We start from the raw sequence: 26,991 nt of genomic DNA on the forward strand, positions 1-26,991 counted from the left end.
GGCTTATGCTGCAAGCAGCAGGCCGGATCTGAGAAACAGGTAAATTAATGTTAAAGCAGAAGAAGATTGGGATGATCGGCGCGCTGGCTGCGGCCATTGCATTGAGCGCCTGCCAGCCGCAGAAAGCGGAACCGCAGCCTGAAGCGAAGCCGGCGAAAACTGAGGCGCCGGATCAGCGCCTGAAACTGGCGGGCGATACGGAAAAGCTCAGCCTGAAGATGCCGGACTGCGACGGCAACAGCTGCCCGGAAATTTCCATTGAGCGCTTAAGCAGCAATCAAAGCTTTATTGACGCCTATATTGATCAGGAAATTTTAAAGCAGCTGAGCCTGATTTTATCCGTCGAGCCGGAACAGGAGCAGGCGCAAACCGCAGCCAGCGAAGCCGCCGCCGCTTCTGAAGCCAAGTCTAAGCTGGCAGCGGTGGAAACGCCCAAGCTGAAGCTGGAAAAGCAGGCCGAACCGTATATGCAGGCCTTTATCAGGCTGGACAAAGAGCTGAAAGCCTTAAGTTCGGCGCAGCAGATCAGCCTGATGATTAAGCCGAAAATACTGAATGCTGACCTGCCGCTGGCGACCGTGGTCCTGAACAGCAGCAATTATCTGGGCGGCGCGCACGGCGCTTCCGCGCAGCAGTATTTCAATTTTGACCTGCAGCATAAAAAGCTGATGCAGCTGGAAGATATTATTGCGCCTCAGCAGAAGGCCGCGCTGGAGCGCAAAGCGCATGAGGCCTTTAAAGCCTGGGTAATGGAGGCCAAACTGGCGGACAGCGTGGAAGAATATGAGCAGGCCTGGAAATTCAAGCTGTCGGAGAACTATTATCTGGGCAAGGACGGACTGATTCTGCAGTATGCCGAATATGAGATTGGGCCTTATGTGGTGGGGCTGCCGCGCCTAACCATTGCCTATGATCAGCTGCAGGGCATCTTAAAGCCGCAGTATTTCCCCGCCGGCGCTGAAGCGCCAGCTTCTGAAGCCAAAGCCAAAGCGGCGTCCTGATGCTTAAAGCGCCCGCCTTGCTGGACACCCATACGCATTTTGACGTGCCGGATTTTGATCCGGACCGCGAAGCGCTGGCGCATGCTGCCCGGCAGGCCGGGGTCGAAGGGCTGGTGCTGATCGGCTTTGTGCAGGAGCGCTTTGCGGACTTAATCCGCACCCATCATTTTTTAAACAGCCTGGACCATGCGCCGAAGAGTTATCTGGCGCCCGGCCTGCATCCGTTTTATATTGAACAGCATCAGGACAGCCACCTGCAGGATTTGGAACAGATTCTGCAGTCTGAAGCATGCGCGGCCATCGGCGAAATCGGCCTGGACACTTTCCTGCCGCAGCATAAGCAGCCGCAAGCCCTGGCCAGGCAGCGGCGGTTTTTCGCGGCTCAGCTGGAGCTGGCCAGCCGGCATCAGAAGCCGGTGCTGCTGCATATCCGCAAGGCGCATGCCGAGGCGCTGCAGATGCTGAAAGCGCAGCGCTTTGCGCTGGGCGGGATTGCGCATGCCTTCAGCGGCGGGGTGGAGGAAGCCAAGGCTTTTGTCAAACTGGGCTTTAAAATCGGCGTGACCGGGCAAATTACCAATCCCAACGCCAAAAAGCTGCATGCGGCGGTGCAGGCGCTGGGCGCGGCGCATCTGGTGCTGGAAACCGACTGCCCGGACATGACGCCCTTATGCTGCCAGCGCGGCGCTGAGCAGCGCACGCGCAATACGCCGGCAAATTTGCCCTATGTGCTGCAGGGCCTGGCGCACAGCCTGCAAATGGATGAAAGGCTGCTGGCGCGCCAGCTGTGGCAAAATTCGCTGGATGCGCTGCGCTTGACGGCCTAAATTCCGCATTTTCGATTTGCCCTAAAAAAGGCGCATTATGCAATTTCTAAAATGCTTCAGACTTGGCATTATGCTGTTAAATTTTATCGAGTGAGATTCTCATGGCACAAGGACTATTGGCGGGTAAGCGCTTTTTAATTGCGGGCATTGCAAGTAAGTTATCCATTGCATTCGGTATTGCTCAGGCGCTGCACCGCGAAGGCGCTGAGCTGGCATTTACTTATCCTAATGAAAAATTAAAAAAACGTGTCGATGATTTTGCTGCGCAGTTCGGCTCAACTCTGGTTTTCCCATGCGATGTCGCTGTAGATGCGGAAATTGACACTGCATTTGCTGAACTGGCAAAACACTGGGACGGCTTGGACGGCGTAGTGCATTCTATCGGCTTTGCGCCGGCGCATACGCTGGATGGCGACTTCACTGAAATTACCGATCGCGAAGGCTTTAAGGTTGCGCATGACATCAGCGCTTACAGCTTTATCGCGATGGCCCGCGCCGCCAAGCCGCTGCTGGCTGCGCGCCAAGGCTGCCTGCTGACCCTGACTTATCAGGGTTCTGAGCGCGTCATGCCGAACTACAACGTTATGGGCATGGCGAAAGCTTCTCTGGAAGCCGGCGTGCGCTATTTAGCTTCAAGCCTTGGCGCCGAAGGCATCCGCGTCAATGCAATCTCTGCCGGCCCAATCCGCACTTTGGCCGCTTCAGGCATTAAATCTTTCCGCAAGATGCTCGACCTGAATGAAAAAGTTGCGCCGTTGAAGCGCAATGTCACCATTGAAGATGTCGGCAATGCCGCGCTGTTCCTGTGCTCGCCTTGGGCCAACGGCATTACCGGTGAAATCATGTATGTGGATGCCGGCTTCAACACCGTAGGCATGAGCGCAGACCTGATGCTGGACACTGAATAATCCAGCCCGGCATTGTATCCGAATGCCAGTCAGCCAAGCGGCTGGCTGGCATTTTTTTGGAGCATTGCGCAGCTTGATGCGCGCAGCCGGCAAGCGCTGCCGATGCCTGCATCAGCCACATCTCCGCTGAAACTGCGCCGCCGCATTTTCCTGAGTGCCCGAAGCGCCAATATTTTTCTTTCCGCGTAAATCTTCTATAATTCAAGCCGCTTTAATTTTTGCATCTGCAGTTTTATCTCCTGAGTTTTATGCCCCAATTTTCTGACTGCCTGCAGCAGCGCAAGTTCTGCGTACTGCTGGAATATTTGACCACGGCCAAAAACGCCGCGCCGGCGCGCGCCTCATTTGCCAGCTGGCCGGCCTTCATGACGCTGGCCGACCGCGTGCAGGCCGATGACGACCCTGCGCCTTTAGCTGCCGCCGCGGCTTATCCTGAAGCTGCTGATCAGCTGCTGCATTACTCCGGCAAGGGCCGCGATATTGCCGATTTTGAGCAATTTCTGGCGCAGGCGAAAGCGCGGGGCCTGCGCAGCCTGCTGCTGCTGACTGGCGATAAGCTGAAGCAGCACAATGACGGCCGCCTGCAGCCGGAACTGCGCAGCCGCTATCTGGAGTCGGTCAATATGGTGATGGCGGCGCGCCGCGATCCGGATTTCAACATAGGCGTGGCTTTCAATCCTTTTAAATACGCCGAGGCGGAGCACGATGCGCAGTATTTCAAGCTGCAGAAAAAGCTCAAAGCCGGCGCAGACTATATGATTACGCAGCTGGGTTTTGATCTGGATGCGCTGAAGCAGGCGCAGGATTTTTTAGCTCAGGGGCATTATCATCAGCCGATTTTAGCCTGCGTCATGCCTCTAACCTTGGCGCGCGCGCAGTTTATGCACCGGCAGAAAGTCGCCGGCATTGTGCTGACGCCGCATCTGCTGCAGCTGCTGGAGCGGGAGCAGCGGCAGGACCCGCTGCAGGCGGAGCGCAATGCCTATTTGCGCGCGGCCTTGCAGATCCTGATTTGCCGGCACTGGGGCTTTGCCGGCGTGCATGTGTCGGCCTGCCATAAAGCCTCTGAACAGCGCAAACTGGAAGATGCGCTGCAGCAGCTGCAGGCCCTGAGCCTGGAAGAGTGCCTGCAGCGCTGGCATGCCTTATGGCAGCTGCGGACAGGGCAGGAGCTGCAGCCGGAGGTGGCGGTATTTTCCAGGCGCGCGCCGGTTGCGCAGGTGCTGAAATATAAAAACCTGCATGCCATGCATGAACTGTTTTTCAGCTCCAGAGCGGCCAAAGGCATTGGCGGCTTGATTTTCAATGCGCCGCTGTGGAATAAGCCGGGGGCCGAAGACGCCTTGCTGAAAACTGAATTCATCAGCAAGCATGGCGCGCTGGGCTGTGAAAGCTGCGGGCAGTGCCGGATTGGCGAAACTTTGTATATTTGCCCTGAAACCTGCCCCAAAGGCTTGGCCAATGGCCCCTGCGGCGGCTCAAGCCTGGACCGCTGTGAATTCGGCGACCGTGAATGCATTCATTCGGTCAAGGCGCGCTTGGCTAAAAGCGTGGCGCAAACTGAAATTTTAAAAGCCGAACTGATTCCAACGGTGGCGATTGAAACCCGTAGCACCAGCTCATGGAAAAACTGGTTTAAGGCGCCGTAGTTTCAACTCAATGGCTGGATGAAAATGAACTTGGGCTGGGAAAATTCAGCCCAAGCCTCAGCCGGCAGGCGCAATGCCTGCGGCTTAAGGGCCGGATCAGCTTGGATATTAGCGGTTCAGGCCGCCTTGACCATCGCACTTATAGATTGGGGCTTTTTCAATTGCGATATTGTCCAGCGCGATTTTTGCCGTATTGCCGTCAGTATCGTAATGATTTGCCCATTCTTCCAATTCAATAATTTCCAGCTGCGCCCTGCCTTTAAAGTGGCAGCCGGAATCCAGGCTGGCTTTGCTGATTCCCAGTTTTTTCAGCATTTTCCTGAATTCCGCGGCATCATCTTCTGCCATCGGACTGTGCGGAACAGCTCCGAATACCTTGCCTGTAAGCTGATTCGGCCGGTTTGGCCCCAGCAGCTTGATCTGTAAAGCTTCCCCTTCCATATCATCATAAAAATATGAATATTCAACATGAGACTTGGAGCCGTCCTGCAGCGATTCATACCGCACCATTTTAGCGCCGTCCGCAAAGTTTTGAGCTGCGGCAAAAGAGCTCATGACAGAAAGTGATGCGAACAGCAGGGTATTTAAAATTTTCATTGATGTTTCTCGTGTTTTATCGGGCTGATAATATTTATATTGTTGAATTTAATCAATTGCTTATTTTTATTTATTGCTGAAAGTGGCTTTTGCTGCGCTGAAGCGCTAATGCGCCGGCTTCAGCTTTTTGATTTTAAAAGGCAAGGCTCCGCAGTGACGGGCTGGAAAGTTCAGGCGCTTAGAGAAAAACGCTTAAAGTGATCGGCATTAAGCCATCCTTTTTAAGCCCAGGCTTCAAAGTTCAATGAGTGATTTTAATGATTTTAGATTCAGCCAATTGCGGATTGCGCTGGCGGTCATAATAGTCAAAGCAGATTTTCTGCTGCGCGCTGAAGCGCTGCAGGCCGGCTTCAAAGCTGAAATGGCGGACATAGCGTGAGCTGTCCAGCTGCACGGCAATGCGTTCAAAGCTTTTGGAATGGCGGCTTTTTTGCACGGTATAGCGCTGTACGGTGCCGCAGGCGGAAGAAAGCGTCAGTGGCTTGGGCTGTTCCAGATACATGGCCATGCCAAAAAGCGCAAAGCTGGGGAGCAGGCAAAGGTAGGGGACAGTTTCCGCGGTTTGCGGATTCTGAATTTTAGGTGAAATATAGAAATAGCCGTATAAAGGCAAGCTGAACAGGCAGAGCAAAGCGGTGAGCGTCAAGGCTGCGGTCATTGCGGTATCGCTATGAATAATTCAATAAAGAGTTCAATTTAAGCATTTTTTTATTGTTTCAGCATAAAAAAGCAGCCCCGCTTCCTAATGCCAGTCAGTTAAGAAATTGACTGGCATTTTCTTTTTAAATTCTAGAATTTATTTGATACGCGGAAGAGTCATCCGCAACCTATCTGGTCTTTGAAATGGACTGTTTTTGCAACAAAATTATTTAAATGCAGAAAGTGAACAGGTTTCGCGGATGACAAATGCTTTTGGTTCTTTTGGCGAAACAAAAGAACAAAACGAGCTCCAAAAATTCGATTTAAAAACGGTAAGACTCCGCCGTGAATAGCCCCAAAAATTAAGAAGTTTATAGTGAAACTTCTTAACTGATCAGCATTAGCCCCGCTTCTGGGGCTGTGCGCAGCTTTCTATTTCAGGTTTTTTTATTTATTCATCTGATCAGCCCCTAATTAAATAATCTTCATGATGAGGAGGGTTAATTAACTTAATTTTTTAGTGAAATATATTCACTTTAAACACATTGGCCCATTTCTTGCTGTGCAAGGCAGCCGGCGGCTTGCAGCGCAGTGCTGTTCAAGCCAATGAAATAATTCAGTAAATTAAATTCTTCTGGGCTTTTTACCCGGCTCAGTACGCTGTTTTAGATTGAGCATTGCGCATAAATTGGTTAAGCTGCAGAAGAAGAAAAATAAACACATTCGGGGGAAATGATGCTGCTCGAGGAAATATTCAAAAGCAAGAAAGCTGAAAATACCGACGCATTCAATTTGCGCATTCACCGCGGCTTAAGCTGGCTGAGAAAAGCCGGCGATCTTGATGCGGATCTGGACATGCAGTTCATCAGCCTGTGGATTGCATTCAATGCGATTTATGCGCAGGACTTAACCGTTTCTCAGGATAAGCAAAGCCTGCGCCAGTTTCTGCACATGATTTGCCGGAAAGATGCAGACGGCAAAATTTACGGAATTTTATGGGAAAAGTTCAGCCAGCCGGTGCGGGTGCTGCTGGATAATCAGTACGTTTATCAGGGCTTCTGGGATTACCAGAATCAGAAAATCAGCGCCGCTGCCTGCAGGGAAGGCCTGGAACAGGAAAAGCGCAAAGTGCATCTGGCGCTGAAAAATAAAGAATCTGCCGATATCCTGCTGGTGCTGTTCAGCCGGCTGTATACGCTGCGCAATCAGCTGGTGCATGGCGGCGCAACCTACAGCAGCTCGGTGAACCGCAAGCAGCTGCAGGACGGCTGCCGGATTCTCAGCGCGCTGCTGCCGGTGTTTATTCTGGTGCTGCTGGAAAACGCGCAGACTCTGGATTTGGGCAAGCCGTTTTATCCTGTGGTGCAGGTCTGCTGAACGGCAGCCGCTTCATTAAGGAATGCTAGCCTTGCACCTGCCTTAAATGATAGCGCTGATCCAGCAGGGTGAAAAACGCCGCCGCAATCACCAGCGCTAAACCGCTGAGGCAGGCGGCCGTCCAGCCGCCGTGATGCCATGCATACACGCCCAGCGCGGAACCGCAGGCGCCGCCGATAAAATACAGGGTCATGTAAATCGAGTTGATGCGCGAGCGGGCCGCCGGGTTGAGCTGGAAAATAATATTCTGATTGCAGCTGTGCACCATGGCTAAGCCCAGGCTGATGGCGCCGTAGCCCAAGGCATAGCTGAGCAGCGAGTGCCCGCCGATATACAGCAGCAGCCAGCTGCAGGCCAAAATCAGGCAGCCGGCCCACGTCAGCCTGGCGTTATAGCCGCGGTCTGCCCATTTGCCAATCCACTGCGTGGACAGCGCGCCGAAAACTCCGGCTAAAGTCAGCACGCCAACCCAGACATCGGCCAAAGAAAACGGCGGCGCAGTCAGCAGCATGGCAATGGTCGAAAACAGAATGCTCATGGCTGCGAATACGCATCCGCCAATCAGCGCGCGGTACACCAGCCGGCGTTCATGGCGCAGCAGCTGCGCCATGGATTTAAAGATGCTGCCGTAGCTCATGCGGCTGGTGCTGACGGCCGGCAGCCGGCGCATTAAGATGCCTGCAAGCGCAAGCATTAATGCGGCGCTGACGATATAAATCACCTTCCAGTGGATTAAATTGGAAAACAGTCCAGACAGGCTGGTGGACAGCAGGATGCCGACCAGCAGGCCGCTCATCAGGAAGCCGACCACCTGGCCGATTTTTTCCGGGCGCACGGCCAAGGTCACTAAAGGGATCAGCACTTGCGCCGCCACGGAAAACAGGCCGGCAATGATGGTGCCGGCCCACAGCATCGGCAGGTTGACTGACAGGGCGCAGATGCCTAAGCCGGCGGCGGCGCCCAGCATCAGCAGGGGAATAAACTTGGTTTTATTGACAATATCGCCCAAAGGCACAATGAACAGCAGGCCCAGCGCATAAGACACCTGCGCAAAAGTCACGGTCAGCGCAACTTGCGATTGCGGCGCGCCGAAAGACTGCTGAATCGAGCTGATCAGCGGCTGGCAGTAATAGTTGGCGCCGGCGCACAGGCCGCAAGCAATCGCCATCAGCCAAAGCAAAGTTTTATCTGAGCTGATATCGGTTGGGGAATTCATAGTGATCCTTGCTGAGGGGTTAAGCGCAATAAGCCGCTGCTTCAATTTCAATCTGCATGCCGGCTAAAGCAAGGCAGGGCACAGGAATCAGCGTGCATGCCGGAAAAGCGCTATTTTTCCACAAATCCTGCATGTGCTGAATCAGCATTTGATGTTTTTCCGGGCTGTGTCCGGCAATTAAAATCCGCAGCGTGGCGATATCCGGCAGCGCGGCGTCCGCAGCCTGCAGCGCCAGCTGCAGATTGGCAAAAGCCTGCTGCAGCTGCTGTGCGAAATCATTGCACAGCAGGCCCTGCTGGTTTTCACCGCCTTGGCCTGAAATATGCACGATTCTGCGGAAATTGCGGGCAATTGCGATATGGCTGTATGCGTACGGTTCCGGATTATACAGGGTATTCGGGCTGAATAGCTGTATGCAGGGGTGCGGCGCAGAGGCCTCATGGTGCGGCATGGTTTATCCTGAGCAGATGTGGAATTTCTGCTAGTATCAAAGCTCAAGTTAACTTGAGGTCAACAGCAAAATGCAGGAAAAAATAAATTCTTGGCTCAGCATCGGCGATTTAGCCGCCCGCAGCGGGGTCAGCGCGGCGGCGCTCAGGTTTTATGAGGAAAAGCAGCTGATCTGGAGCACCCGCACTTCCGGCAACCAGCGCCGCTACCCGCGCGCGATGCTGCGCCGCATCGCCATCATCAAGATAGCGCAGCAGGTCGGCATCAGCCTGCAGCAGGTGCATGAGGCCTTTGCTGCCCTGCCGGAACAGAAAACTCCGGCCCAATCAGACTGGCGCAGCATGTCGCAGCGCTGGCAGCAGCAGCTGGATCAGCAGATTATTCATTTGCTGCAATTGCGCCAGCAGCTGGATCAATGCATCGGCTGCGGCTGCCTGTCACTGCAGCAGTGCCCGCTGCGCAACCCGGAAGATCAGCTGGGGCTGGAGTCGGCCGGCGCGCATTTTCAGGAGGTGCTGATGAGCTTAAAGGAACTGGCGCCGAAGCAGCCGGATGATGGCCAGGATTGAATTTTTCCAGGCAGCCGCGCGCCAGCGGCTTTAATCCGCACGGGCCAGCTTGTTTTTGGAGAGGCTGATCATCAGCACGCCAATGATGTTTAACAGGCAGCCGAACCATTGCCAGCCGTTCAAATGCTCATCTAAAAAAGCCACGGCCAGCAGAATGGTTAAGACCGGGCCAACCGAGGCGATCATCGCCGACTGGGCCGCGCCTAAGCGGGCAATGCCCTGCATCAGCAGCACTGTCGGCAGCACCGTGACAAAAAGCCCCAGCGCAGCGCCGTAAGCGAAAACGCTCAGCGGCAGCTGCTGCATCAGCTGCAGCGGCGCCGGCACGGCCAAAGCGAAATGCGCCAAAGTGCCAATGCAGGCGATGCTCAGCGCCAGGCCGGTAAAATGCCAGGAGCCGAATTTCAGCATCAGCCTTGGCGCCGTCAGCAGATAGGCCGCAAAGGCCACCGCGCTGGCGAAGACCAGGCTTGCACCCAGCCAGAAATTGCTGCCGTGCGGGCTGCTGCTTTGCTCCTGCAGCATCACGATGAGCGTGCCGCCGTAGCTCAGCGCAATCGCAAAAATGCTGGCCCAGCGCAGCTTCTGCTTATAAAGGATGCTGGAGGCTAAAACCGTCAGGGTCGGATATAAAAACAGGATGATCCGTTCCAGTGAGGCGCTGATATGCATCAGCCCCTGAAAATCCAGCCAGCTGGCCAGATAATAGCCCATGAGGCCGGACAGGATCAGCAGGCCCCAGTCCTTGGCCTGAACTGCGCTGTAGTCCCTGCGGCTGAGCCAGCTGATCAGCAGGAAAAACGGCAGCGCGCTGGCCATGCGCAGCGCCATCAGCACCGTGGCGTCGACCTGCGGCGACAGCGCGTAGGCCTGCTTGATGAAAATCGCCTTGGTGCTGAATAAGAACGCGGCGCAGATTGCGCAAAGCGAACCTGTCTGCGTGCGGGTCAGGAGGAGCTGCATGGCCGGGTCATTCCTGCAGAAGCGTCAATAAGATGGCAAGATTATAGAAAGCATGGCTTAAAACTTGAAATGTAAAATAAGAATAGGGGCTATTCCTAAAAGGCATGCTGTATTATTGGCGGTTATTTAAGCTAATAAACGCGCATTCAGCCGGTTTTTTTCATGCCTGCCTGCCGGCTTGACTTTTTTAAGCGCGCTGCAGCGCAGCCGCCAGCCAGTTTTCAGCATCAGCGCGCCGTTTTCTGCACTAAAAAGATGCGTAATCAGCCATTTGAGGCCAAACGGCGCCGGGTTCATCATGGTGCAAAATATTCAAAAAAATATTTTTTAATTAATTTTTCTGCAGATCTGGCTGAATCCGCAGATAAAGAATGCGGATGAAGCGCGCCAAAGCAGCCCGCCGGGCGCAAAATTCCGCCGCCGAATCTGACTGGCTGAAATGACTCAAAGCCTGAAATTTCCGGCCAACTGTATGCGGATGCAGGCAAATGCATTTTGTCAGTGCAGCCAATGCCTGTTTTGACGGTTTTAAAATACACTGAATTGCGCGGGAATCCGCGGCATTTCCGGCTGGATTCAGCCTGCGCGCTGCGCCGGCGCCTGCTGTCAGAAAGATCAACCGCTACCTGCAAGACAGCCGCTTCCCAGCGCAGAAGGAGCGGCCCAAGCTTGAAATTCGGCTGAAGAGGCGGATTATGCATAAAAAATATTCATAGCATTAGAAATAAAAATGAATAAGTTGAATATCTCATCATATTTTTTATGAATCATCAGTTCAAAATGTGGGTATTTATTAAATAAATATTGGGTGGTAATTTAAAACAGTTCAATTAGAATCCAAAAATTCAACAAGAACTCATCCTGAGGGGAAGCATCGTTTCAACGCTGCTTGCTGAAGAACAACTAGCTTGAGGAACGCTCATGCAGATCGGAATTCCAACCGAAACTGTCGTCGGTGAAAATCGCGTCGCTGCGACGCCTGAGACAGTAAAGAAGTTGATCAGCGCTGGTCATAATGTGGTTATTGAAGGTGGAGCTGGGCTTAAGGCTGCCTACATCGATAGCGCTTATGAGCAGGTTGGCGCCAAAATTACAGATGACGCCTATGCCGGCAGTCAAATTATTTTGAAAGTCCGCGCCCCGAAGGGTGAGGAAATTCAAAAGCTTGCACCGAATACCGCAGTCATCGCAATGTTTGACCCCTACCGCAATCCCGAGCTGGACCAGTTTGCTGCGCAGCAGGTATCGGCATTTGCGCTGGAACTGCTGCCGCGCACCCTGTCGCGCGCGCAGAATATGGACGTGCTGTCTTCTCAGGCCAATCTGTCAGGCTATAAATCTGTACTGCTGGCGGCTGCGGAATATCAGCGCATGTTCCCGATGCTGATGACCGCTGCCGGCACGGTAAAGCCTGCCCGCGTGGTGATTATGGGCGTGGGCGTAGCCGGCCTGCAGGCGATTGCAACCGCCAAGCGCCTGGGCGCCGTGGTTGAAGCCACCGATTTGCGCCCGACTGCGCGCGATCAGGTGGAATCGCTGGGCGGCAAATGGCTGGACGTGCCGATGTCTGATGAAGAAAAGCAGAAAGCTGCCGACGCCGCCAAAAACGGCTACGGCTGGATGCCGGGCGAACAGTACATCAAAGATCAGGCCATCATTGTTGATAAAGCGGTCGCCAATGCCGATATCGTGATTACCACAGCCTTGCTGCCGGGCCGCGATGCGCCGCGCCTGATTAAGGCGGAAACGGTAGCCAAAATGAAGCCGGGTTCTGTGATTTTAGACATGGCGGTGGAAACCGGCGGCAACGTGGAAGGCTCTAAATGCGGTGAAACCGTCATGACCGGCAACGGCGTGAAAATCCTCGGCATTCCGAATATCCCTTCGACTGTTTCGACCGAAGCTTCGGCGCTGTATGCGCGCAATGTTTTGAACTTCCTGGATACGCTGTTCGATGCAGAGAAAAAATTCGCATTGAACCCGGAAGAGGAAATTCAGAAAGCCCTATTGGTCACTCACGGCGGCCAAGTGCTGCTGAAGCGCGGTTAAGGAGCATCATCATGGTTGAAACTATTACTATTTTCGTCTTAGCCATCTTTGTGGGCTATTACGTGGTTTGGGGCGTAACGCCTGCCTTGCATACCCCGCTTATGGCGGTGACCAATGCCTTATCATCGATCATCGTGGTCGGCGCAATGATTCAAACCGTAGGCATTCCAGGCATTGTGGATGCAAGTGTGCAATTTCAAAGCGTCAATGTGGTGAGCATCTTAGGCGCGGTTGCGGTGTTCTTAGCAAGTATCAACATTTTCGGCGGCTTCGCGGTAACTGCGCGCATGCTTGAAATGTTCAAGCCAAAGCAAAAGAAAAAAGAGGGCTAATACATGGAATTCATTCGAGACTATGCGGATTGGTTCTACCTGATCGGTGCTGTCCTCTTTATTTTAACCTTGCGCGGTTTGTCGGGGCCTAAGACGGCAATTCAAGGCAACCGCTACGGCATGATCGCCATGGCGATTGCTGTCGTGACCACCTTCTTTGTAGCGGATCATCCGGTGATTTGGATGATTGGCGGCGCGATGGTGCTGGGCGCAATTGTGGGCATTGCCCGCGCGCGCACTGTACCTATGACACAAATGCCGGAAACTGTGGCTTTAATGCACTCATTGGTGGGCTTAGCTGCGGTGCTGATTGCGATTGCCGCCATTCTGCATAACAACCAGCTCACCGCTTTATTTGCGCAAAATGAAGCAGCCTTAACCGCTGCCGGCGTGCAGCATGCGCATATGAGCAAGGTGCATTTATTTGAACTGTTTGTGGGCTGTTTTGTCGGTGCGATTACCTTTACTGCATCTGTATTTGCCTATGGCAAGCTGGCTGCGAAAAAATGGGCAAAAACCATTTCCGGCGCATGGGTTAAACCGGTTCAGGCGCTGATTTTCCTTGCCATGCTGGCCTGCGGTGTGTACTTCTTCACCACAGGCAACATGAATGCATTCTGGGCCATGACTGTACTGGCATTGGCATTCGGCTGGGTGTGGATTGCGCCAGTCGGCGGCGGCGACATGCCGGTAGTGGTATCGCTTCTGAACTCTTTCTCTGGCTGGGCTGCGGCGGGCATCGGTTTCACCCTTGAAAACAATATGCTGATCGTTGCCGGTTCACTGGTGGGTTCTTCAGGCGCAATTCTGTCCTACATCATGTGCAAAGCCATGAACCGTTCAATCATCAATGTTTTGTTTGGCGGCGCAATGGGCGGTACTGCGGTTGCTGCTGCGGACAAAGGCGAACAGGCGCAGCGCAACCACCGTTCCGGTTCAGCAGATGACGCAGGCTTCCTGATGTCAAATGCAGACAGCGTTGTGATTGTGCCGGGTTACGGCATGGCGCAAGGCCGCGCGCAAAATGCCGTGAAAGAACTGTGTGAAATCTTGAAAGAGCAGGGCGTAAAAGTCCGCTTCGCGATTCACCCGGTTGCTGGCCGCATGCCGGGCCACATGAACGTACTGTTGGCTGAAGCAGACGTGGCTTATGAAGACATCTTGGAAATGGATGAGATTAACTCTGACTTCCCTGCAACAGATGTGGTGCTGGTGATTGGCGCAAATGACGTGGTCAACCCTGCAGCTAAAGATGACCCAGCATCTCCGATCTATGGCATGCCGATTCTTGAAGCGCATAAGGCGCGCACCATTATGGTGATCAAGCGCTCTATGGCGACAGGTTATGCAGGTCTAGACAACGATTTGTTCTATAACGAAAAAACCATGATGATTTTCGGTGATGCGAAGAAAGTGGTTGAAGACATGACCAAAGCAATCAATGGTGGTGGGCACTAAGATCTGAAAAGTATTTAAAACCATTCTCCGGGATAATGCCAGTCAGTTAAGAAATTGACTGGCTTTTTCTTTTTAAATTCTAGAGCCATTCAAATAGATCTGTTTCATAAGTCAATAAATGATCATTAATTGGCAGTAAAATTAATATTGAAAGTTCCTTCTCCCTTTGGGAGAAGGTTAGGATGAGGGGATTTTTTCAATAAAATCCTCACCCTGAGCGGTATTCCGCGCAAGTCTCCTTAAAAAGGAGAGGGAATTTCCATTGTGAATTAAATGCTGTTTAAAAAAAATTGTATAGCTTGTATTTTTGGTAAAAGTCTTTTATTGAAAAACTCCTTAGCTGATCAGCATTAATCCTTCGGGATGGTTTTTTGTTTATGGCAATCCAATATCCGAAAGGCCGTGAAATTTTTATCTGAGTACGCTCCAAAGCGCTGAGATATTGTGTACTTTTATAAAAAAAATTAATTTTTGATTCAATATATATTCTTGCTGATGCTGGCTTTTAAGGCACTGTATTTAATGTGCTTTTAAGTTGGTTAAGCGGCTTTTAGCTGTGTTTTCTTGATGCAGAATGGCCAAATTTAAAGAGTGTGCGTATCAAAATATAATCAAAATACAGCTGAACTATAATAAAGATAAAGCAGAAAAATTGTCAGAATAGCGGTATCGCATGGCTGATATATCGCTGTGACTGAATGCGCGGGTTGGCTGCGCTTCTGCATGGCTGTAGGCCAGGTGCGCTAATCAGCAGCGGGAGATGGCTTATGTTATTTATTGTTAGGTACACTATCTGCTCAGGGAACCGCAATGCGGCGATGGAGCGCTTTCTGCAGACTGGAGGGAAAGCGCCTGCCGGTGTGGAAATGCTGGGAAGATGGCATGCTGTAGCGCAGCGCTCAGGCTTTGCAGTCATTGAGGCGAATGATGCAGAGCTGATACAGCAGTGGGCAATGGAGTGGAACGATCTGCTTTCTATGGAGATTTGTCCTGCTTTAACTGATGATCAAATGGGGCCGCTGATGTTCGCCACGCTCGCAAAGAAAGAGCATACTTAAGGAATCTGAATTGCTTTGCGAAGCAGCAGCCTACTAAGATTGCCAGCGCTGAAAATCCATCCTTCAGAATAATGCCGGCCAGTTAAGCAATTGGCTGGCTTTTTCTTGGCGGATTTAAAAATGCTGAGCCTGCGCCGTGAATGGCCAAGCAGTTAAGGCGAATGCTAAAGCTGCTTGGCAGGCAATAAAAAAGCGGCCGCCATGGCCGCTTCTTTGTCAATCCTGCGCTTAAGCGACAGACTCCGGCGCGGTGCGCCAAAGGCTTTCAAGATCATAGAATTTGCGCGCTGTCGGCAGCATCACGTGCACCACGACAAGGCCTAGGTCAATCAGAATCCACTCAGCATCACGTTCACCTTCAACACCAATCGGGCGGAAGCCGGCTTTGCGGGCTTCTTCAGCAACATTGTCTGCAAGAGATTTGATGTGGCGGGTAGATGTGCCGCTGGCAATGACAATGGCGTCTGACACATTGCTGATTGCGCTGACATCCAGCTCAACGATTTCTTTCGCTTTTACATCTTCAAGTGCTTCACGCACAGTTTCAAGGCAAGCCTGTACGTCTTTCTTTTGGGTGTTGATCAGATCGTGAGAATTAGAAGCGCTGGGCGATGGTTCTAAATTCATGGAGGGTATGATTTCCTGAAAATTATTCATGTTCTAATATAGCGGTTTTGCCGCCGGATTTCAAATCAGCAGCAGGTGCGTTTAGTCCAATTTATGCAAAGTATTTGTCTTTCCACGCAAAAGTTTTTTCAGAGGCCTGGCTGGGGCGGTATTCGGCAGCGGTGTAGCCGGCATAGGCGCTTTGCTTCAGCCATGCAAATAACTGGGCATAATCAATTTTTCCTGTATCCGGCTCATGGCGCCCCGGGCAGTCAGCGAACTGAATATGGCCGATAGATTCAATATTTTCCTGCAGGCCTTCCAGCACGTCTTCGCCCATCATCGCCATATGGTAGCAGTCATACTGCATTTTCAGCGCAGGGTGCTGCACGGCTTCCAGCATTTCCTGCGCCTGGGCGATGTTCTGCACCAGAAAGCGTGGCATGTCCGTGCCGTTGATCATTTCAAAAACCGGCTGTATGCCGTGCCCGCCCAGCATGCTGCAGGCCAGCTTGAAATTGGCGGACAGGGTGTTGAGGCAGGGCAGCAGGTCGGCGTCCAGCGGCTGGCGGCCGGCCAGAATATTCACGCTGGGCACATTCAGGCCTTTGGCGTAGGCAATGGCTTTTTCCAGCGCCTGATGAAAGGCGGCTTCCTGGCCGGGCACGCCGGCCAGGCCGTCGCCGCCCTGCATTAAGTCGCCGGCCGGCGCATTGATCAGGCACAGGCTCAAATCATGCAGTGTCAGCTGGGTTTGAATCTGCTCAATGCTCAGCTCATAGGGAAACTGGATTTCGACATGATCAAAGCCCTGCGCGCGCGCCAAGGCAAAGCGCTCAATCAGCGGCGCTTCGGTAAAGATCATGGACAGGTTGACGGCAAGCTTGATCATGCGGATGCTCCATGCATTTTGGGGACTGACGGGCTGAGCGGGGCAGGGTTACTGCGCTTCAACATGCTGAATCACCGTCGCTAAATCTTTTTCGGAAAAGCCGCTGGCCTGATGCGCCTGCAGCTGGCGCAGCGCCTGCTGCGCCACCGGAATCTGCAGCGCAAATTCAGCCGCCAGCTGCACGGCATTGTTCAGGTCTTTGGACAGGGTCTGGACTTTCCACTGCACCGGTTCAAAGCTGTGCGCCGCCATGCGCGGCGCCAGAATCTGAAAGGGCTTGGAGTCGGCGAAACCGCCCGCCAGCGCCGGCGCCAGCAGCCGGGTGTCTACGCCGGCTTTTCCGGCCAAGGCAACCGCTTCGGCAATTAAGGCGCTGTTGGCGGCTACAATCAGCTGATTGCAGATTTTGGTCGCTTGCCCGGCGCCAGTCGCCCCCATGCGGGTCACGCGCTGCGACAGCACATTGTAAATCAGGGCCAGGCCATCAATGGCCTGCGCATCGCCGCCGGCAAAAATCACCAAAGTGCCTTGTTCCGCGCCCGCCGTGCCGCCGGAAATCGGGGAGTCAATCCATGTGGTCTGGCGGCTGGCAGCCTGCGCGGCCAGCTGCTGGGTTTGCGCCACGGACAGGCTGGAAAAATCCGCAATCACCTGGCCGGCCTGCAGATGCGGTTCAATCTGCGCATACACCGCCGCTGCCGCCTGATCATCCGCCAGGCAGGTTAAAATCACCGGATACTGGCCGATCTGCTGCAGCTGCAGCGCGCTTGCGCCCATATCCAGCAGCTCGTTGCAGGCGCTGGCGGTGCGGTTCCAGACGGCAACTTCAAAGCCGGCCTGAATCAGCCGGCCTGCCATGCGGCTGCCCATCAGCCCGATGCCTAAAAATGCGATTTTGCTGTGACGGTCAAAACTCATGCGCTTTCCCTGCCTTATCCGTATAGATCTAAAGTTTACTGATATTGCCGCGGCAAAAACTGAACTTCGGGGTTCTTGTCCTTTTTGCGCGCCAGCTTGCTGTTCTTGCCTAAAAGCAGCTTCAGCTGCCAGATTTTTTCCAGGCGCAGCGATTTCGCCGGATCATGCTCCATGGCGTCCAGCACGCGCTTGGCGGCGGCCAGCGCATCCGGCGAGCGGCTCAGCATTTCTTCCGCCAAGGCCTGCGCCCGGCTGAGCGGAGATTCGTCTAGATGCGTCACCAGTCCGATTTCCTTGGCATAGCCGGCATCAAAAATGCGCGCGGTCAGCGTCAGCTCCTTGGCCAAATCCAGCCCGATCACGCCTTTCAGCGAGCGGCTCAGGCCCATGTCCGGTACTAGGCCCCAGCGGCTTTCCATAATCGACATTTGCGTTTTGGGATGGGCGATCCGCACGTCCGCCGCCAGCGCCAGCTGCATGCCGGCGCCAAAGCAGAAGCCTTCCATGGCGGCAATGACCGGAACCGGCAGCTCCTGCCAAATTAAAAAGGCTTTCTGAAACAGGCTTTGCCCCGGCTTAATCAGCTCCCAGGCCGCATAGGCGGTATTTTTCGGATTGTTTAAGTCGGACAGGTCAATGCCGGCGCTGAAGACCTGCGCTTCGCCGGTTAAAATCACGCAGCGGATGGAGCGGTCTTTTTTAATCAGATTGGCGGTGCGCACCAAGTCCTTCAGCAGGGCAAAGCTCATGGCATTGCGCTTCTCAGGGCGGTTTAAGGTTACCGTGGCGATGCCGTTATTTTTTTCAAATTTTACCAGTGTCATGCTTGAAACTCTTATTCTGTTTGCGCTTGGAGCATAGCATGCGCGGCTGCGGCATTCATGACAGCCCAGTCACGAATTGCAGGCCGCGCGGCCTGCCGGAGCTACTGTTCATACTTGCTTAAAATCTGCCGGGCGGCCTGCTTCACCTGCGCAATCACCGCCTTCAGGGTCTGCAGGCGCTTCAGGGTCTCCTGAACAAAAGCCTCATCGGCCTTGCGCCGCTCCTTGCGCAGGGTGGAAACAAACTGTTCAAAGCCGCCGGCCGCTTCCTGCAGGGCGGGCGCGCCCACGTAGCGCGTTGCGCCGTACAGGCGGTGCAGCACATGCTCCAGCTGCGGATAATCTTCCAGTTCAATCAGCTGCTCAATTTCATCCAGCTCCTGATTAAAGCTGTCGACCAGCATTTTCAGCAAATCCGCCGCCAGATCTTCCTTATTGGCTGCCAGATGCAGGCTCTGCTGCCAGTCCAGAATGCCCGGGTCCAGCGCGTCAATCACCGCTGTGCGCTCCTGCGCCGGGGCTTTCTTAAAGCCTTCCATCGTCCAGTGGGTCAGAATCTGAATGATCTGCTCAATCTGAATCGGCTTGGTGACATAGTCGTCCATGCCGACCTGCAGCAGCTTCTTTTTCTCATCCGACAGCGCATGCGCGGTCAAGGCGATAATCGGCAGGCGCTGGTGCTGCTCAAATGTCGATTCCAGCGCGCGGATGGCGCGGGTGGTGTCGACGCCGGACATCACCGGCATTTGAATATCCATAAACACCAGATCAAAGGATTTCAGGCCCTGCTCATGGCGCGATTTAATGATTTCAATGGCTTCCTGCCCGCTCAGCGCCTTAGTCGCGGTGACATTCAGCTCAGACAGCAGCGCCTCAAGCACAATCAGGTTCGGCAGGTGGTCATCGACCGCTAAAACATGCAGCCCTTGGCCGTTGAAGTCTTCGTGCGCGTCTTCATCAAACAGCGGCTGGTTGCTCAGCAGCTGAATCAGCGCGCTGCGGCTGAGCGGCTGGTGCAGTGGGCGGGCGCGGTATTCATTCAGCATGCCCGGGTCAAGCAGCATTTGATAGCCGTAAACCGCCAGATTGCCGCTGTAGCGCGTGCGGATCTCCTTCAGCATGGCTTCGGTGTCGCCGCTGTGGTCGACAATCAGCCAGGTGTTTTCGGCATGCCGCAGCTGATTCAGGCGGCTGAACAGATCCAGAATCGACTGCGCTTCAATATGCTGCACCGCATAGTTTTCCAGATAGTGGCGCAGCACATTGGCGGTGGCCGGGTGGGCCAGATAGGACACCACCTGCAGGCTGCTGAACTGCGGATGGATATTTTCCTCATCTTCATTCACCCTGAACATGGCGGTAAACCAGAAGGTCGAGCCTTTTTCGGTCGGCGCGCGCTCCTGATTGTCTTCAAAGCCGATTTGGCCGTGCATCAGGCTGACCAGCTGCTTGGAAATGGCCAGGCCCAGGCCGGTGCCGCCGAACTGGCGCGTCACCGAGGCGTCGCCCTGCGAGAAGGATTCAAACAGCTTTTTGCGGTCAGTGCCGCTGAGGCCGATGCCGCTGTCCTGCACGCTGAAATGCAGCAGGCTTTGCCCTATGTCGTCATGCTCCATGCGCACCCGGACAATAATCTCGCCGTCCGGCGTGAACTTGATGGCGTTGGAAATCAGGTTGGTTAAAACCTGCTTGAAGCGCAGCGCATCGCCAATCACATGCTTCGGCACGCTGTCGGCATAATAGAAGGTCATGTTGATGTGCTTTTGCGCGGCCAGTGGCGAGAGCATGTCCATCACGTCAAATACCGCTTCTTCCAGATCAAAGGGCGCGGTTTCCAGCTCCAGCTTGCCGGCGTCAATTTTGGAAAAATCCAGCACATCGTTGATTAAAGCCAGCAGGTGCGCGGACGATTTTCGGATGGTCTGCAGATACAGGTTCTGTTCGTTGCTGAGGTTGCCCTGGCGCAGCAGCAGATGGATAAAGCCGTCTATGCTGTTCAGCGGCGTGCGCAATTCATGGCTGATATTGGCCAGGAATACCGACTTGGCCTGATTGGCGGAAATCGCCTGATCGCGCGCCTGGCGGTAAGTGATGTTCTGCACTTCCAGCGTGTCCAGCGTGCGGCGCAGGTCATCTTCGGTCTGTTCGGTATGCTCGCGCAGCTCCAGAAAGCTGAAATGCAGGCGCTTGACCACATTGGCGATGTCGCGCTGCAGCAGGCGCAGCTCGCCGGTGCTGTTGATGATCATGTGCTGATCCAGCGTATCGGCGTTCAGGCGCTGCAGCTGCATGCGGATTTCATACATCGGCGCAATCCAGCGCCGCGAGTAGAAGTTCAGGCACAGCAGCAGCAGCAGCAGGGTCAGCAGGCCGGTGGCGACCAGAACAATTAAAACCCGGTAGCGCGCAATTTCCAGAGGCTGATTGTCCAGCTCCACAATCAGCCAGTGCGGCGCATGGGCTGCGCCGCTGATTTTAGAGGCGTATACGGTATTTTTGTTGAAGCGGATCGGGCCGGCAAAGCCGGTCTTGCTGCGGATGGCCGGCCAGGCGTCCTGATCTTCCGGGCCGATATTCAGCCGGTTGCTGCCTTTGCTGTCTAAAATGGCGGCCCGGATCAGGTGCTTTTCATTCAGCATGCTCTGCATGGCAAAGCGCGCCTGATCCAGCTGTGCGGGGGACTGCGCCATAAGATTCAGCGCGCCTTCAGCCACCGGCTGGTAGCGCGCAAGGATGGCCAGCGCCATCTGGCGCTGCTGCGCCTTGGCCGCATTGGAGGTTTCCGTCATTACCAGCATGGCGCCGACACAGGCCAGCACAGCAATCGGCACAAAAATAAGCGCGATCAGCTGTCCATAGGCATGATTTAAGTGCAGGCGTTTAAAAAGCTTTTTGTTGATATTTGACATGGCGCAGGCAGTTTCTTGCTTATGCACCGCATATTAGCATGGATTATTTAAAACCGGCTGAGCTTTAATCACTTTCAAGAAAAAGCCTGTCAAATGAGTGCAGGCACAGGCATTTTTCCATACAATAGGCGCACCTCGGTACAGGTGCAAATAATGAGTAATACATCCCCTGATTTTCATGCAGACGAATTTCTGCTGGACCGCTGCGTAGGAAATACGCCGCTGGTGCGCCTGCAGCGTCTGGCCAGCCATACGCAAGCGGCGGTATTGGCAAAGCTCGAAGGCAATAATCCGGCGGGTTCTGTCAAAGACCGCCCAGCCTACAACATGATTATGCAGGCGGAAAAGCGCGGCCAGATTAAGCCGGGCGATACCCTGATCGAGGCCACCAGCGGCAATACCGGCATCGCGCTGGCGATGGTGGCGGCCATGCGCGGCTATAAAATCAAGCTGATCATGCCGGGCAACTCCAGCCAGGAGCGCAAAGACGCGATGCGCGCTTACGGCGCGGAGCTGATTGAAGCGCCGAATATGGAAGCTGCCCGCGATATGGCGCAGCAGATGCAGCGGGACGGCGAAGGGCTGGTGCTGAACCAGTTCGGCAACCCGGACAATGTGGAAGCGCATTACCTGACTACTGGCCCGGAAATCTGGCGCCAGACCGGCGGCAAGATCACCCATTTTGTCAGCGCGATGGGCACCACCGGCACCATCATGGGAATTTCAAAATACTTAAAGCAGCAGAATCCTGAAATTCAGATTATCGGCCTGCAGCCGTCGGAAGGCTCCAATATTGCCGGCATCCGGCGCTGGCCGCAGGAATACCTGCCGACCATTTTTGAGCCGGCGCGGGTTGACCGCATTATCGATATTCCGCAAATTGAAGCGGAAAAAACCGCGCGCCAGCTGGCGCGCAAAGAAGGCATCAGCGCCGGCACTTCATCCGGCGGCGCGGTATGGGCTTCGGTTAAGCTGGCGGAAGAAAATCCGGATGCCGTGATTGTCTGCATCGTCTGCGACCGCGGCGACCGTTATCTGTCGACGGGCCTGTTTTCTGTTGTTGATCCTGAGTAATTAAATTCTGAATAGCTTCAGGATAAAGTGAGTGCATATGCGTCTGCCGGTTCTAACTTTTGACATTGAAACAATGACTGACTTGAAGTCAGGCGCGCATCTGTACGGGCTGGATCTGCCGGAAGCGGATTTGGACGCGGCGTTGGCGAAATTGCGCCGGCAGGAATCCGGAACCGATTTTCAGCGCCTGGCCCTGCATGAAATTGCCTGCATTTCCGGCCTGTGGATCGATGAAAACGGCATGAAAATGTTTTCATTCAGCCGCGAGCACGGCAGTGAAGCGGAAATTTTAAAGAAATTTTTATCTATTTTTGACAAGCGCCATCCGACGCTAGTCAGCTGGAATGGTTCACAATTTGACCTGCCGGTGATCCTGTTCCGCGCCATGTATCATGGGCTTTCTGCGCCCAGCCTGTTCGATCAGGGCGAGATTGACACGCAAAAGCGCTATAATAACTATCAGAACCGCTATCATCAGCGCCATATTGACCTGATGGATGTCATGGCGATGTTCCATGGCCGGCACTTTTTAAAGCTGGATGACGCGGCGCATTTGCTGGGCTTTCCCGGCAAGCGCGGGGACGGCGCCTACCGCGTGCCCGAGTACGTGCGCGGGCAGCAGTGGCAGGCATTGACCAGCTACTGCGAAGGCGATGTGCTGAACACCTGGCTGATTTACCTGCGCTGGCAGCTGCTGAAAGGCCAGTTGCAGCTGGCGGATCATCAGCATCTGGTGCAAAGCACCATCCAGTATCTGCAGACCCTGCCGCAGCATGCTGACTTTTTAGCAGTATGGCGCGAAACCGCGCAGCATACCGCATTTACTCAATTTGATTTTCCATCTCCCACAGATTAGGTCCGAATGAAATCTACAGCCAAGCCCGCCAAAGCCCAGCAGCCCAGTTATATTTTCCAGGTTGAGTCGCTTTCACATGAGGGGCGCGGCATCGCGCATTACGGATCCCATCCCGGCCATCCTGAAGAGAAGCGCGGCAAGAAAGTATTCATCCGCTATGCGCTGCCGGGCGAAACGGTGCGCGCCAGCATTACCCATGCGGCCAAGCGCCTGGAAGAAGCCGACAGCACCGAACTGCTGAGCGGCGCTTCAGCTATGCGCGTGCAGCCGGCCTGCCCGCATTTCGGCGTGTGCGGCGGCTGCAGCATGCAGCATATCCACCCCGATGAGCAGATCCGCCTCAAGCAGGAGGTGCTGCAGTCGCATTTCGCCCATTTTGCCGGCGTGCAGCCGCAAGAATGGCTGGCGCCCCTGCGTTCAGCGCGGGAAGACTACCGCCGCAAAGCGCGGATCGGCGTGCGCTATCTGCCGCAGAAAGACCGGCTGATTGTGGGTTTCCGCGAAAACGCCAGCAATAAGCTGACCTCAATTGACCGCTGCCTGGTGCTGGATCAGCAGTTCGGCTCCATTACCCGCTTAAAGCAGCTAATCCAAAGTCTAAAAGGCAAAGGGGCGGTAGGTCATATAGAATTGGCGATGGGTGATCAGGATGTTGCCTTGGTCGTGCGCCATACAGAAAAATTATCTGCCGAAGATGTCAACCAATTGCAGCAGTTTGCGTTACAGAAGAAGTGGCAATTGTATTTGCAGCCCGCAGGGCCAGAAAGCCTGATCCGCGCCGACGGCCAAAGCAGGGAGATGCGCCTGCATTACCGTCTGGACGCGTTTGATGCGGAATTCGCCTTCAGCCCGCTGGACTTTACCCAGGTCAATTCCAGCATTAACCCGCAGATGGTCAGGCTGGCATGCGATTTGCTTCAGTTGAAGCCGGGCGAGCGCGTGCTGGATTTATTCTGCGGACTGGGCAATTTCTCGCTGCCGCTGGCGCGCTGTGTTGGTGCGGACGGTTTTGTCGCTGCCGTGGAAGGCAGTGCGGAAATGGTGCAGCGCGGCGCGGAAAATGCCGAAAGCAACGGAATTGGCTGGCTGCGCTTCTATTCACAAGATTTAACAAAAGATTTTTCGCATCATTCTTGGGCAAAACAGGGATTTGATGCATTATTGATAGACCCTCCGCGCTCAGGCGCCGAAGAAATAATGCATTATGTGCCCAAATTTGGTGCCAAAAGAATTGTTTATGTTTCATGCAATCCGGCGACTTTGGCCCGGGATGCGGGAATTCTGGCGCAGCAGGGCTATCGGCTGAAAAAGGCAGGGGTGATGGATATGTTTACCCATACCGGCCATGTCGAATCCATCGCCTTGTTTGAACAAGAAAATCAGCCGAATGATTTAAGTCATAATGAAGAGTAAAAAAGTAGGAGTAGGGTATGGTCACAGTGCGTGAACAGCTCCCGGGACGCTTAAATGAACTGTCCCTGGAAGCGACTGTAGAACATGCCGATCAAGCGCTGCACGATTTGGCGGAATGGCTGGAGCGTGTACGCGGCTTGCTGGGGGCGCCCCTGAAGCAGCTCGAAGAAGTTGCGCATTTAACTTTGCAGAAAGAGCTGGAGTCGACAGTCAGCCACCGTTCCAATACCTTTTATACCGGTATTGAAATGGCGGATATTCTGGCGCATTTGCATGCCGATGAAGACACACTTTCGGCCGCCATGCTGTACCGCAGCGTGCGCGAAGGCGTAATGCCTCTGGATGAGGTCCGGGTAAAATTCGGCGAGCAGGTGCATGGCCTGGTCAAGGGCGCTTTGGCCATGGGCAAGCTGTCCGAGCTGATTGAGCAGAACAAGCGCTTGGAAGACCATTTTAATAACAACCAGCGTGAGCATCTGTCCGGCATCTATAAAATGCTGATTTCGGTTACGGAAGACGTGCGCGTGGTTTTAATCAAGCTGGCGGAGCGGACGTATGCGCTGCGCGAGCTGACCAAAGCCTCGCGCGAGCGCCAGGAGCGGGTTGCGCGCGAAATTCTGACCATCTACTCGCCGCTGGCGCACCGCCTGGGCATTGCCCAGCTTAAGTGGGAGCTGGAAGATCTGGCGTTCCGCTATCTGGCGCCGGAACGCTATAAGGAAATCGCTTCGCTGCTGAATGAGAAGCGTCTGGAGCGCGAGCATTATATTCAGTTCGTGATTGACAAGCTGCGCAATGAGCTGGCCGAGCACGGCATCGAAGCGGAAATCAACGGGCGGGTAAAGCACATTTATTCGATTTACCGGAAAATGAAAAGCAAGAATCTGAGCTTTGACCAGCTGTATGATATCCGCGCCGTGCGGGTACTGGTGAAAAGCGTGCCGGAATGCTACCACTCGCTGGGCATTGTGCATCAGATCTGGCGCCACATTCCGCATCAGTTTGATGATTACATTACCAACCCGAAAGCCAACGGCTACCGCTCGCTGCATACTGCGGTCATTGCTGAGAATAAGTCGCTGGAGGTGCAGATCCGCACGACCAGCATGCATGAAGAAGCCGAGCTGGGCGTGTGCTCGCACTTCAATTATAAGGAAGGCGGCAAGGCGACAGACCATTCTTTCAATCACCGCCTGCATTCGCTGCGCGCCGTGCTGGAGCACTATCAGGAGCGCAATGACGCCAGCGCGCATAAGGAAGATCAGGCCGGAGAAAATTTTGAGCAGATTCAGGATTTCGAAGGCTTTGAAAAGATTTATGTGTTCAGCCGGGACGGCGACATTAAGGAGCTGCCGCGCGGCTCGACGGTTTTAGACTTCGCCTACCATGTGCATACCGAAGTGGGCAACAAGTGCTATGCAGCCCGGGTGAATCAGCGCTATGTGCCGCTGACCTATACCCTGAAAACCGGTGAGCAGGTCGAAATCCTCACCAAGAAAGACCGCGAGCCGAACCGCGACTGGCTGGTGAACTCGCTGGGCTATATTAAGACCGCGCGCGCGCGTGACAAGCTGCGCCACTGGTTCCGCCAGCAGGACCGCAGCAAGAATCTGGAAGTGGGCCGGGAAATTCTGAACAAGGAATTGTCGCGCCTGGCGATTCACCCGAAAAGCATTGATTTGAATGACTACTGCAATCATTTCAATGTTAAAGCCGGCGAAGACATTCTGATCAGCCTGGTCAGCGGCGATATCAGCCTGCATGCCCTGATGAATCAGGTCAACCGCCATATGCATCTGGATCAGGATGAGCCTGAACTGGTGCTGAAGCCGACGCTGAATCCGCGCGCCAGCCATACGCTGTCCGCGCACGGCATCCTGATTGACGGCCTGGACAACGTCGAGCTGCATGTGGCGCAGTGCTGCCAGCCGGTGCATGGCGAATCGATTGCCGGCTACATTACCCTGAACCGTGGCGTCAGCATTCATAAAGTGGCCTGTCCGGATTATGTGCGCATGATCAGCCAGGAGCCGGAACGCGCTGTGGAAGCGGACTGGGAAATGCAGCCGACCCGCGGCCAGAGCGTGCAGATTGTGGTGGAAGCCTATGACCGGCGCGGCCTGCTGAAAGACCTGACGCAGGTGATTTTCTCAGACCAGATCAATATCCGCCAGGTGAACACCATTTCTGAAGCGGACGGCATTGCCAATATGAAGCTGCTGATTGAGGTGAAAGGCCTGGCGCAGCTGTCGCGCCTGCTGGCCCGCCTGGAGCAGCAGCCGGGAATCATCAGCGCGCGCCGCCTGATTCAGGGCGGCTGACGGAACGCCCCGGCATAAAGAGCCTGCAGCAATGCGGGCTTTTTTTATGGCTGGCGCAATTCAGCCCTTAACATGCAGCTGGATA

The 26,991-nt window shown here is 54.2% G+C and carries 25 protein-coding genes; 15 read left to right on the top strand and 10 right to left on the bottom strand.

What is annotated here, in order from left to right; genetic code table 11:
* The first annotated feature begins 47 nt into the window (after window positions 1-47).
* The 4 genes from BEN74_RS13400 (at window position 48) to BEN74_RS13415 (ending at window position 4,385) form a co-directional block, all read left to right on the top strand.
* Window positions 48-1,001 (top strand): RsiV family protein, encoded by a 954-nt coding sequence (locus tag BEN74_RS13400; protein WP_068909423.1) that lies wholly within the window; start codon window positions 48-50, stop codon window positions 999-1,001.
* A complete protein-coding gene (locus BEN74_RS13405) occupies window positions 1,001-1,828 on the top strand; it encodes a TatD family hydrolase (RefSeq protein ID WP_068909421.1) in 828 nt (275 codons plus the stop codon). The genes BEN74_RS13400 and BEN74_RS13405 overlap by 1 nt, the downstream gene beginning before the upstream one ends.
* 101 nt (window positions 1,829-1,929) lie before the next feature.
* Complete coding sequence (locus BEN74_RS13410) at window positions 1,930-2,736, top strand: enoyl-ACP reductase FabI (RefSeq protein ID WP_068909419.1); 807 nt, start codon at window positions 1,930-1,932, stop codon at window positions 2,734-2,736.
* Window positions 2,737-2,984: 248 nt separating this feature from the next.
* Window positions 2,985-4,385 (top strand): methylenetetrahydrofolate reductase C-terminal domain-containing protein, encoded by a 1,401-nt coding sequence (locus tag BEN74_RS13415; protein ID WP_068909416.1) that lies wholly within the window; start codon window positions 2,985-2,987, stop codon window positions 4,383-4,385.
* A gap of 108 nt (window positions 4,386-4,493) precedes the next feature.
* Here the strand turns inward: BEN74_RS13415 and BEN74_RS13420 are convergent, their stop codons facing one another.
* Entirely contained in the window at window positions 4,494-4,982 is a 489-nt protein-coding gene (locus tag BEN74_RS13420; RefSeq protein WP_068909413.1) for a hypothetical protein, read from the bottom strand.
* A 241-nt stretch (window positions 4,983-5,223) separates the two neighbouring features.
* On the bottom strand, window positions 5,224-5,640 hold the full coding sequence (locus tag BEN74_RS13425) for a hypothetical protein (protein WP_068909411.1): 417 nt from the start codon (window positions 5,638-5,640) through the stop codon (window positions 5,224-5,226).
* A gap of 196 nt (window positions 5,641-5,836) precedes the next feature.
* Between BEN74_RS13425 and BEN74_RS19490 the strand changes: the two genes are divergently transcribed.
* A complete protein-coding gene (locus tag BEN74_RS19490; RefSeq protein WP_162898193.1) occupies window positions 5,837-5,974 on the top strand; it encodes a hypothetical protein in 138 nt (45 codons plus the stop codon).
* A 379-nt stretch (window positions 5,975-6,353) separates the two neighbouring features.
* The gene (locus tag BEN74_RS13430; protein ID WP_068909409.1) at window positions 6,354-6,998 is read left to right on the top strand and encodes a HEPN domain-containing protein; all 645 of its coding nucleotides are present in this window, start codon (window positions 6,354-6,356) and stop codon (window positions 6,996-6,998) included.
* A 25-nt stretch (window positions 6,999-7,023) separates the two neighbouring features.
* Here BEN74_RS13430 and BEN74_RS13435 read toward each other — a convergent pair whose 3' ends face one another.
* Together BEN74_RS13435 and BEN74_RS13440 are read right to left on the bottom strand one after the other, a co-directional pair.
* On the bottom strand, window positions 7,024-8,214 hold the full coding sequence (locus BEN74_RS13435) for an MFS transporter (RefSeq protein WP_068909407.1): 1,191 nt from the start codon (window positions 8,212-8,214) through the stop codon (window positions 7,024-7,026).
* Window positions 8,215-8,233: 19 nt separating this feature from the next.
* Complete coding sequence (locus tag BEN74_RS13440) at window positions 8,234-8,665, bottom strand: RidA family protein (protein WP_068909404.1); 432 nt, start codon at window positions 8,663-8,665, stop codon at window positions 8,234-8,236.
* 70 nt (window positions 8,666-8,735) lie between these two features.
* On the opposite strand from BEN74_RS13440, the gene soxR reads away from it, so the two are divergent.
* Window positions 8,736-9,233, top strand: a complete 498-nt coding sequence (gene soxR, locus BEN74_RS13445; RefSeq protein WP_068909402.1) for a redox-sensitive transcriptional activator SoxR — start codon at window positions 8,736-8,738, stop codon at window positions 9,231-9,233.
* A 30-nt stretch (window positions 9,234-9,263) separates the two neighbouring features.
* Here soxR and BEN74_RS13450 read toward each other — a convergent pair whose 3' ends face one another.
* Complete coding sequence (locus BEN74_RS13450; RefSeq protein WP_068909400.1) at window positions 9,264-10,196, bottom strand: DMT family transporter; 933 nt, start codon at window positions 10,194-10,196, stop codon at window positions 9,264-9,266.
* 921 nt (window positions 10,197-11,117) lie between these two features.
* Between BEN74_RS13450 and BEN74_RS13465 the strand changes: the two genes are divergently transcribed.
* The 4 genes from BEN74_RS13465 to BEN74_RS13480 all read left to right on the top strand — a co-directional run bounded on the left by BEN74_RS13465 (window position 11,118) and on the right by BEN74_RS13480 (window position 15,093).
* Window positions 11,118-12,245: a Re/Si-specific NAD(P)(+) transhydrogenase subunit alpha gene (locus tag BEN74_RS13465; RefSeq protein ID WP_068909396.1), complete on the top strand. Its 1,128-nt coding sequence runs from the start codon at window positions 11,118-11,120 to the stop codon at window positions 12,243-12,245.
* Window positions 12,246-12,256: 11 nt separating this feature from the next.
* On the top strand, window positions 12,257-12,577 hold the full coding sequence (locus BEN74_RS13470) for a proton-translocating transhydrogenase family protein (RefSeq protein ID WP_068909394.1): 321 nt from the start codon (window positions 12,257-12,259) through the stop codon (window positions 12,575-12,577).
* 3 nt (window positions 12,578-12,580) lie between these two features.
* Complete coding sequence (locus BEN74_RS13475) at window positions 12,581-14,035, top strand: NAD(P)(+) transhydrogenase (Re/Si-specific) subunit beta (protein ID WP_068909392.1); 1,455 nt, start codon at window positions 12,581-12,583, stop codon at window positions 14,033-14,035.
* 767 nt (window positions 14,036-14,802) lie between these two features.
* Window positions 14,803-15,093: a DUF3303 domain-containing protein gene (locus tag BEN74_RS13480; protein ID WP_068909390.1), complete on the top strand. Its 291-nt coding sequence runs from the start codon at window positions 14,803-14,805 to the stop codon at window positions 15,091-15,093.
* A gap of 228 nt (window positions 15,094-15,321) precedes the next feature.
* Here BEN74_RS13480 and rsfS read toward each other — a convergent pair whose 3' ends face one another.
* The 5 genes from rsfS to BEN74_RS13505 all read right to left on the bottom strand — a co-directional run bounded on the left by rsfS (window position 15,322) and on the right by BEN74_RS13505 (window position 21,242).
* Window positions 15,322-15,720, bottom strand: coding sequence for a ribosome silencing factor (rsfS, locus tag BEN74_RS13485; protein WP_068909388.1), 399 nt, complete (start codon window positions 15,718-15,720; stop codon window positions 15,322-15,324).
* Window positions 15,721-15,811: 91 nt separating this feature from the next.
* On the bottom strand, window positions 15,812-16,591 hold the full coding sequence (locus tag BEN74_RS13490; RefSeq protein WP_068909386.1) for a hydroxypyruvate isomerase family protein: 780 nt from the start codon (window positions 16,589-16,591) through the stop codon (window positions 15,812-15,814).
* Window positions 16,592-16,639: 48 nt separating this feature from the next.
* Window positions 16,640-17,509: an NAD(P)-dependent oxidoreductase gene (locus BEN74_RS13495; RefSeq protein ID WP_068909383.1), complete on the bottom strand. Its 870-nt coding sequence runs from the start codon at window positions 17,507-17,509 to the stop codon at window positions 16,640-16,642.
* A gap of 35 nt (window positions 17,510-17,544) precedes the next feature.
* Window positions 17,545-18,333 (bottom strand): crotonase/enoyl-CoA hydratase family protein, encoded by a 789-nt coding sequence (locus tag BEN74_RS13500; RefSeq protein ID WP_068909381.1) that lies wholly within the window; start codon window positions 18,331-18,333, stop codon window positions 17,545-17,547.
* Window positions 18,334-18,434: 101 nt separating this feature from the next.
* Window positions 18,435-21,242 (bottom strand): ATP-binding protein, encoded by a 2,808-nt coding sequence (locus tag BEN74_RS13505; protein WP_068909906.1) that lies wholly within the window; start codon window positions 21,240-21,242, stop codon window positions 18,435-18,437.
* Between the two features lie 153 nt (window positions 21,243-21,395).
* On the opposite strand from BEN74_RS13505, the gene cysM reads away from it, so the two are divergent.
* From cysM to BEN74_RS13525, 4 genes are read left to right on the top strand one after another with little or no spacing between them, the layout of a single operon-like run.
* Window positions 21,396-22,316 (top strand): cysteine synthase CysM, encoded by a 921-nt coding sequence (cysM, locus tag BEN74_RS13510; protein ID WP_068909379.1) that lies wholly within the window; start codon window positions 21,396-21,398, stop codon window positions 22,314-22,316.
* Window positions 22,317-22,353: 37 nt separating this feature from the next.
* Window positions 22,354-23,172: a 3'-5' exonuclease gene (locus tag BEN74_RS13515; RefSeq protein WP_068909376.1), complete on the top strand. Its 819-nt coding sequence runs from the start codon at window positions 22,354-22,356 to the stop codon at window positions 23,170-23,172.
* 6 nt (window positions 23,173-23,178) lie between these two features.
* Window positions 23,179-24,585 carry a 23S rRNA (uracil(1939)-C(5))-methyltransferase RlmD gene (rlmD, locus tag BEN74_RS13520; protein WP_068909374.1) on the top strand — a complete coding sequence of 469 codons (1,407 nt, stop codon included), beginning with the start codon at window positions 23,179-23,181 and terminating at the stop codon, window positions 24,583-24,585.
* A 17-nt stretch (window positions 24,586-24,602) separates the two neighbouring features.
* Window positions 24,603-26,906 carry a RelA/SpoT family protein gene (locus tag BEN74_RS13525; RefSeq protein ID WP_068909372.1) on the top strand — a complete coding sequence of 768 codons (2,304 nt, stop codon included), beginning with the start codon at window positions 24,603-24,605 and terminating at the stop codon, window positions 26,904-26,906.
* Window positions 26,907-26,991: the final 85 nt, after the last annotated feature.

This window comes from Acinetobacter sp. WCHAc010034 (genome assembly GCF_001696615.3).
Lineage (GTDB): Bacteria > Pseudomonadota > Gammaproteobacteria > Pseudomonadales > Moraxellaceae > Acinetobacter.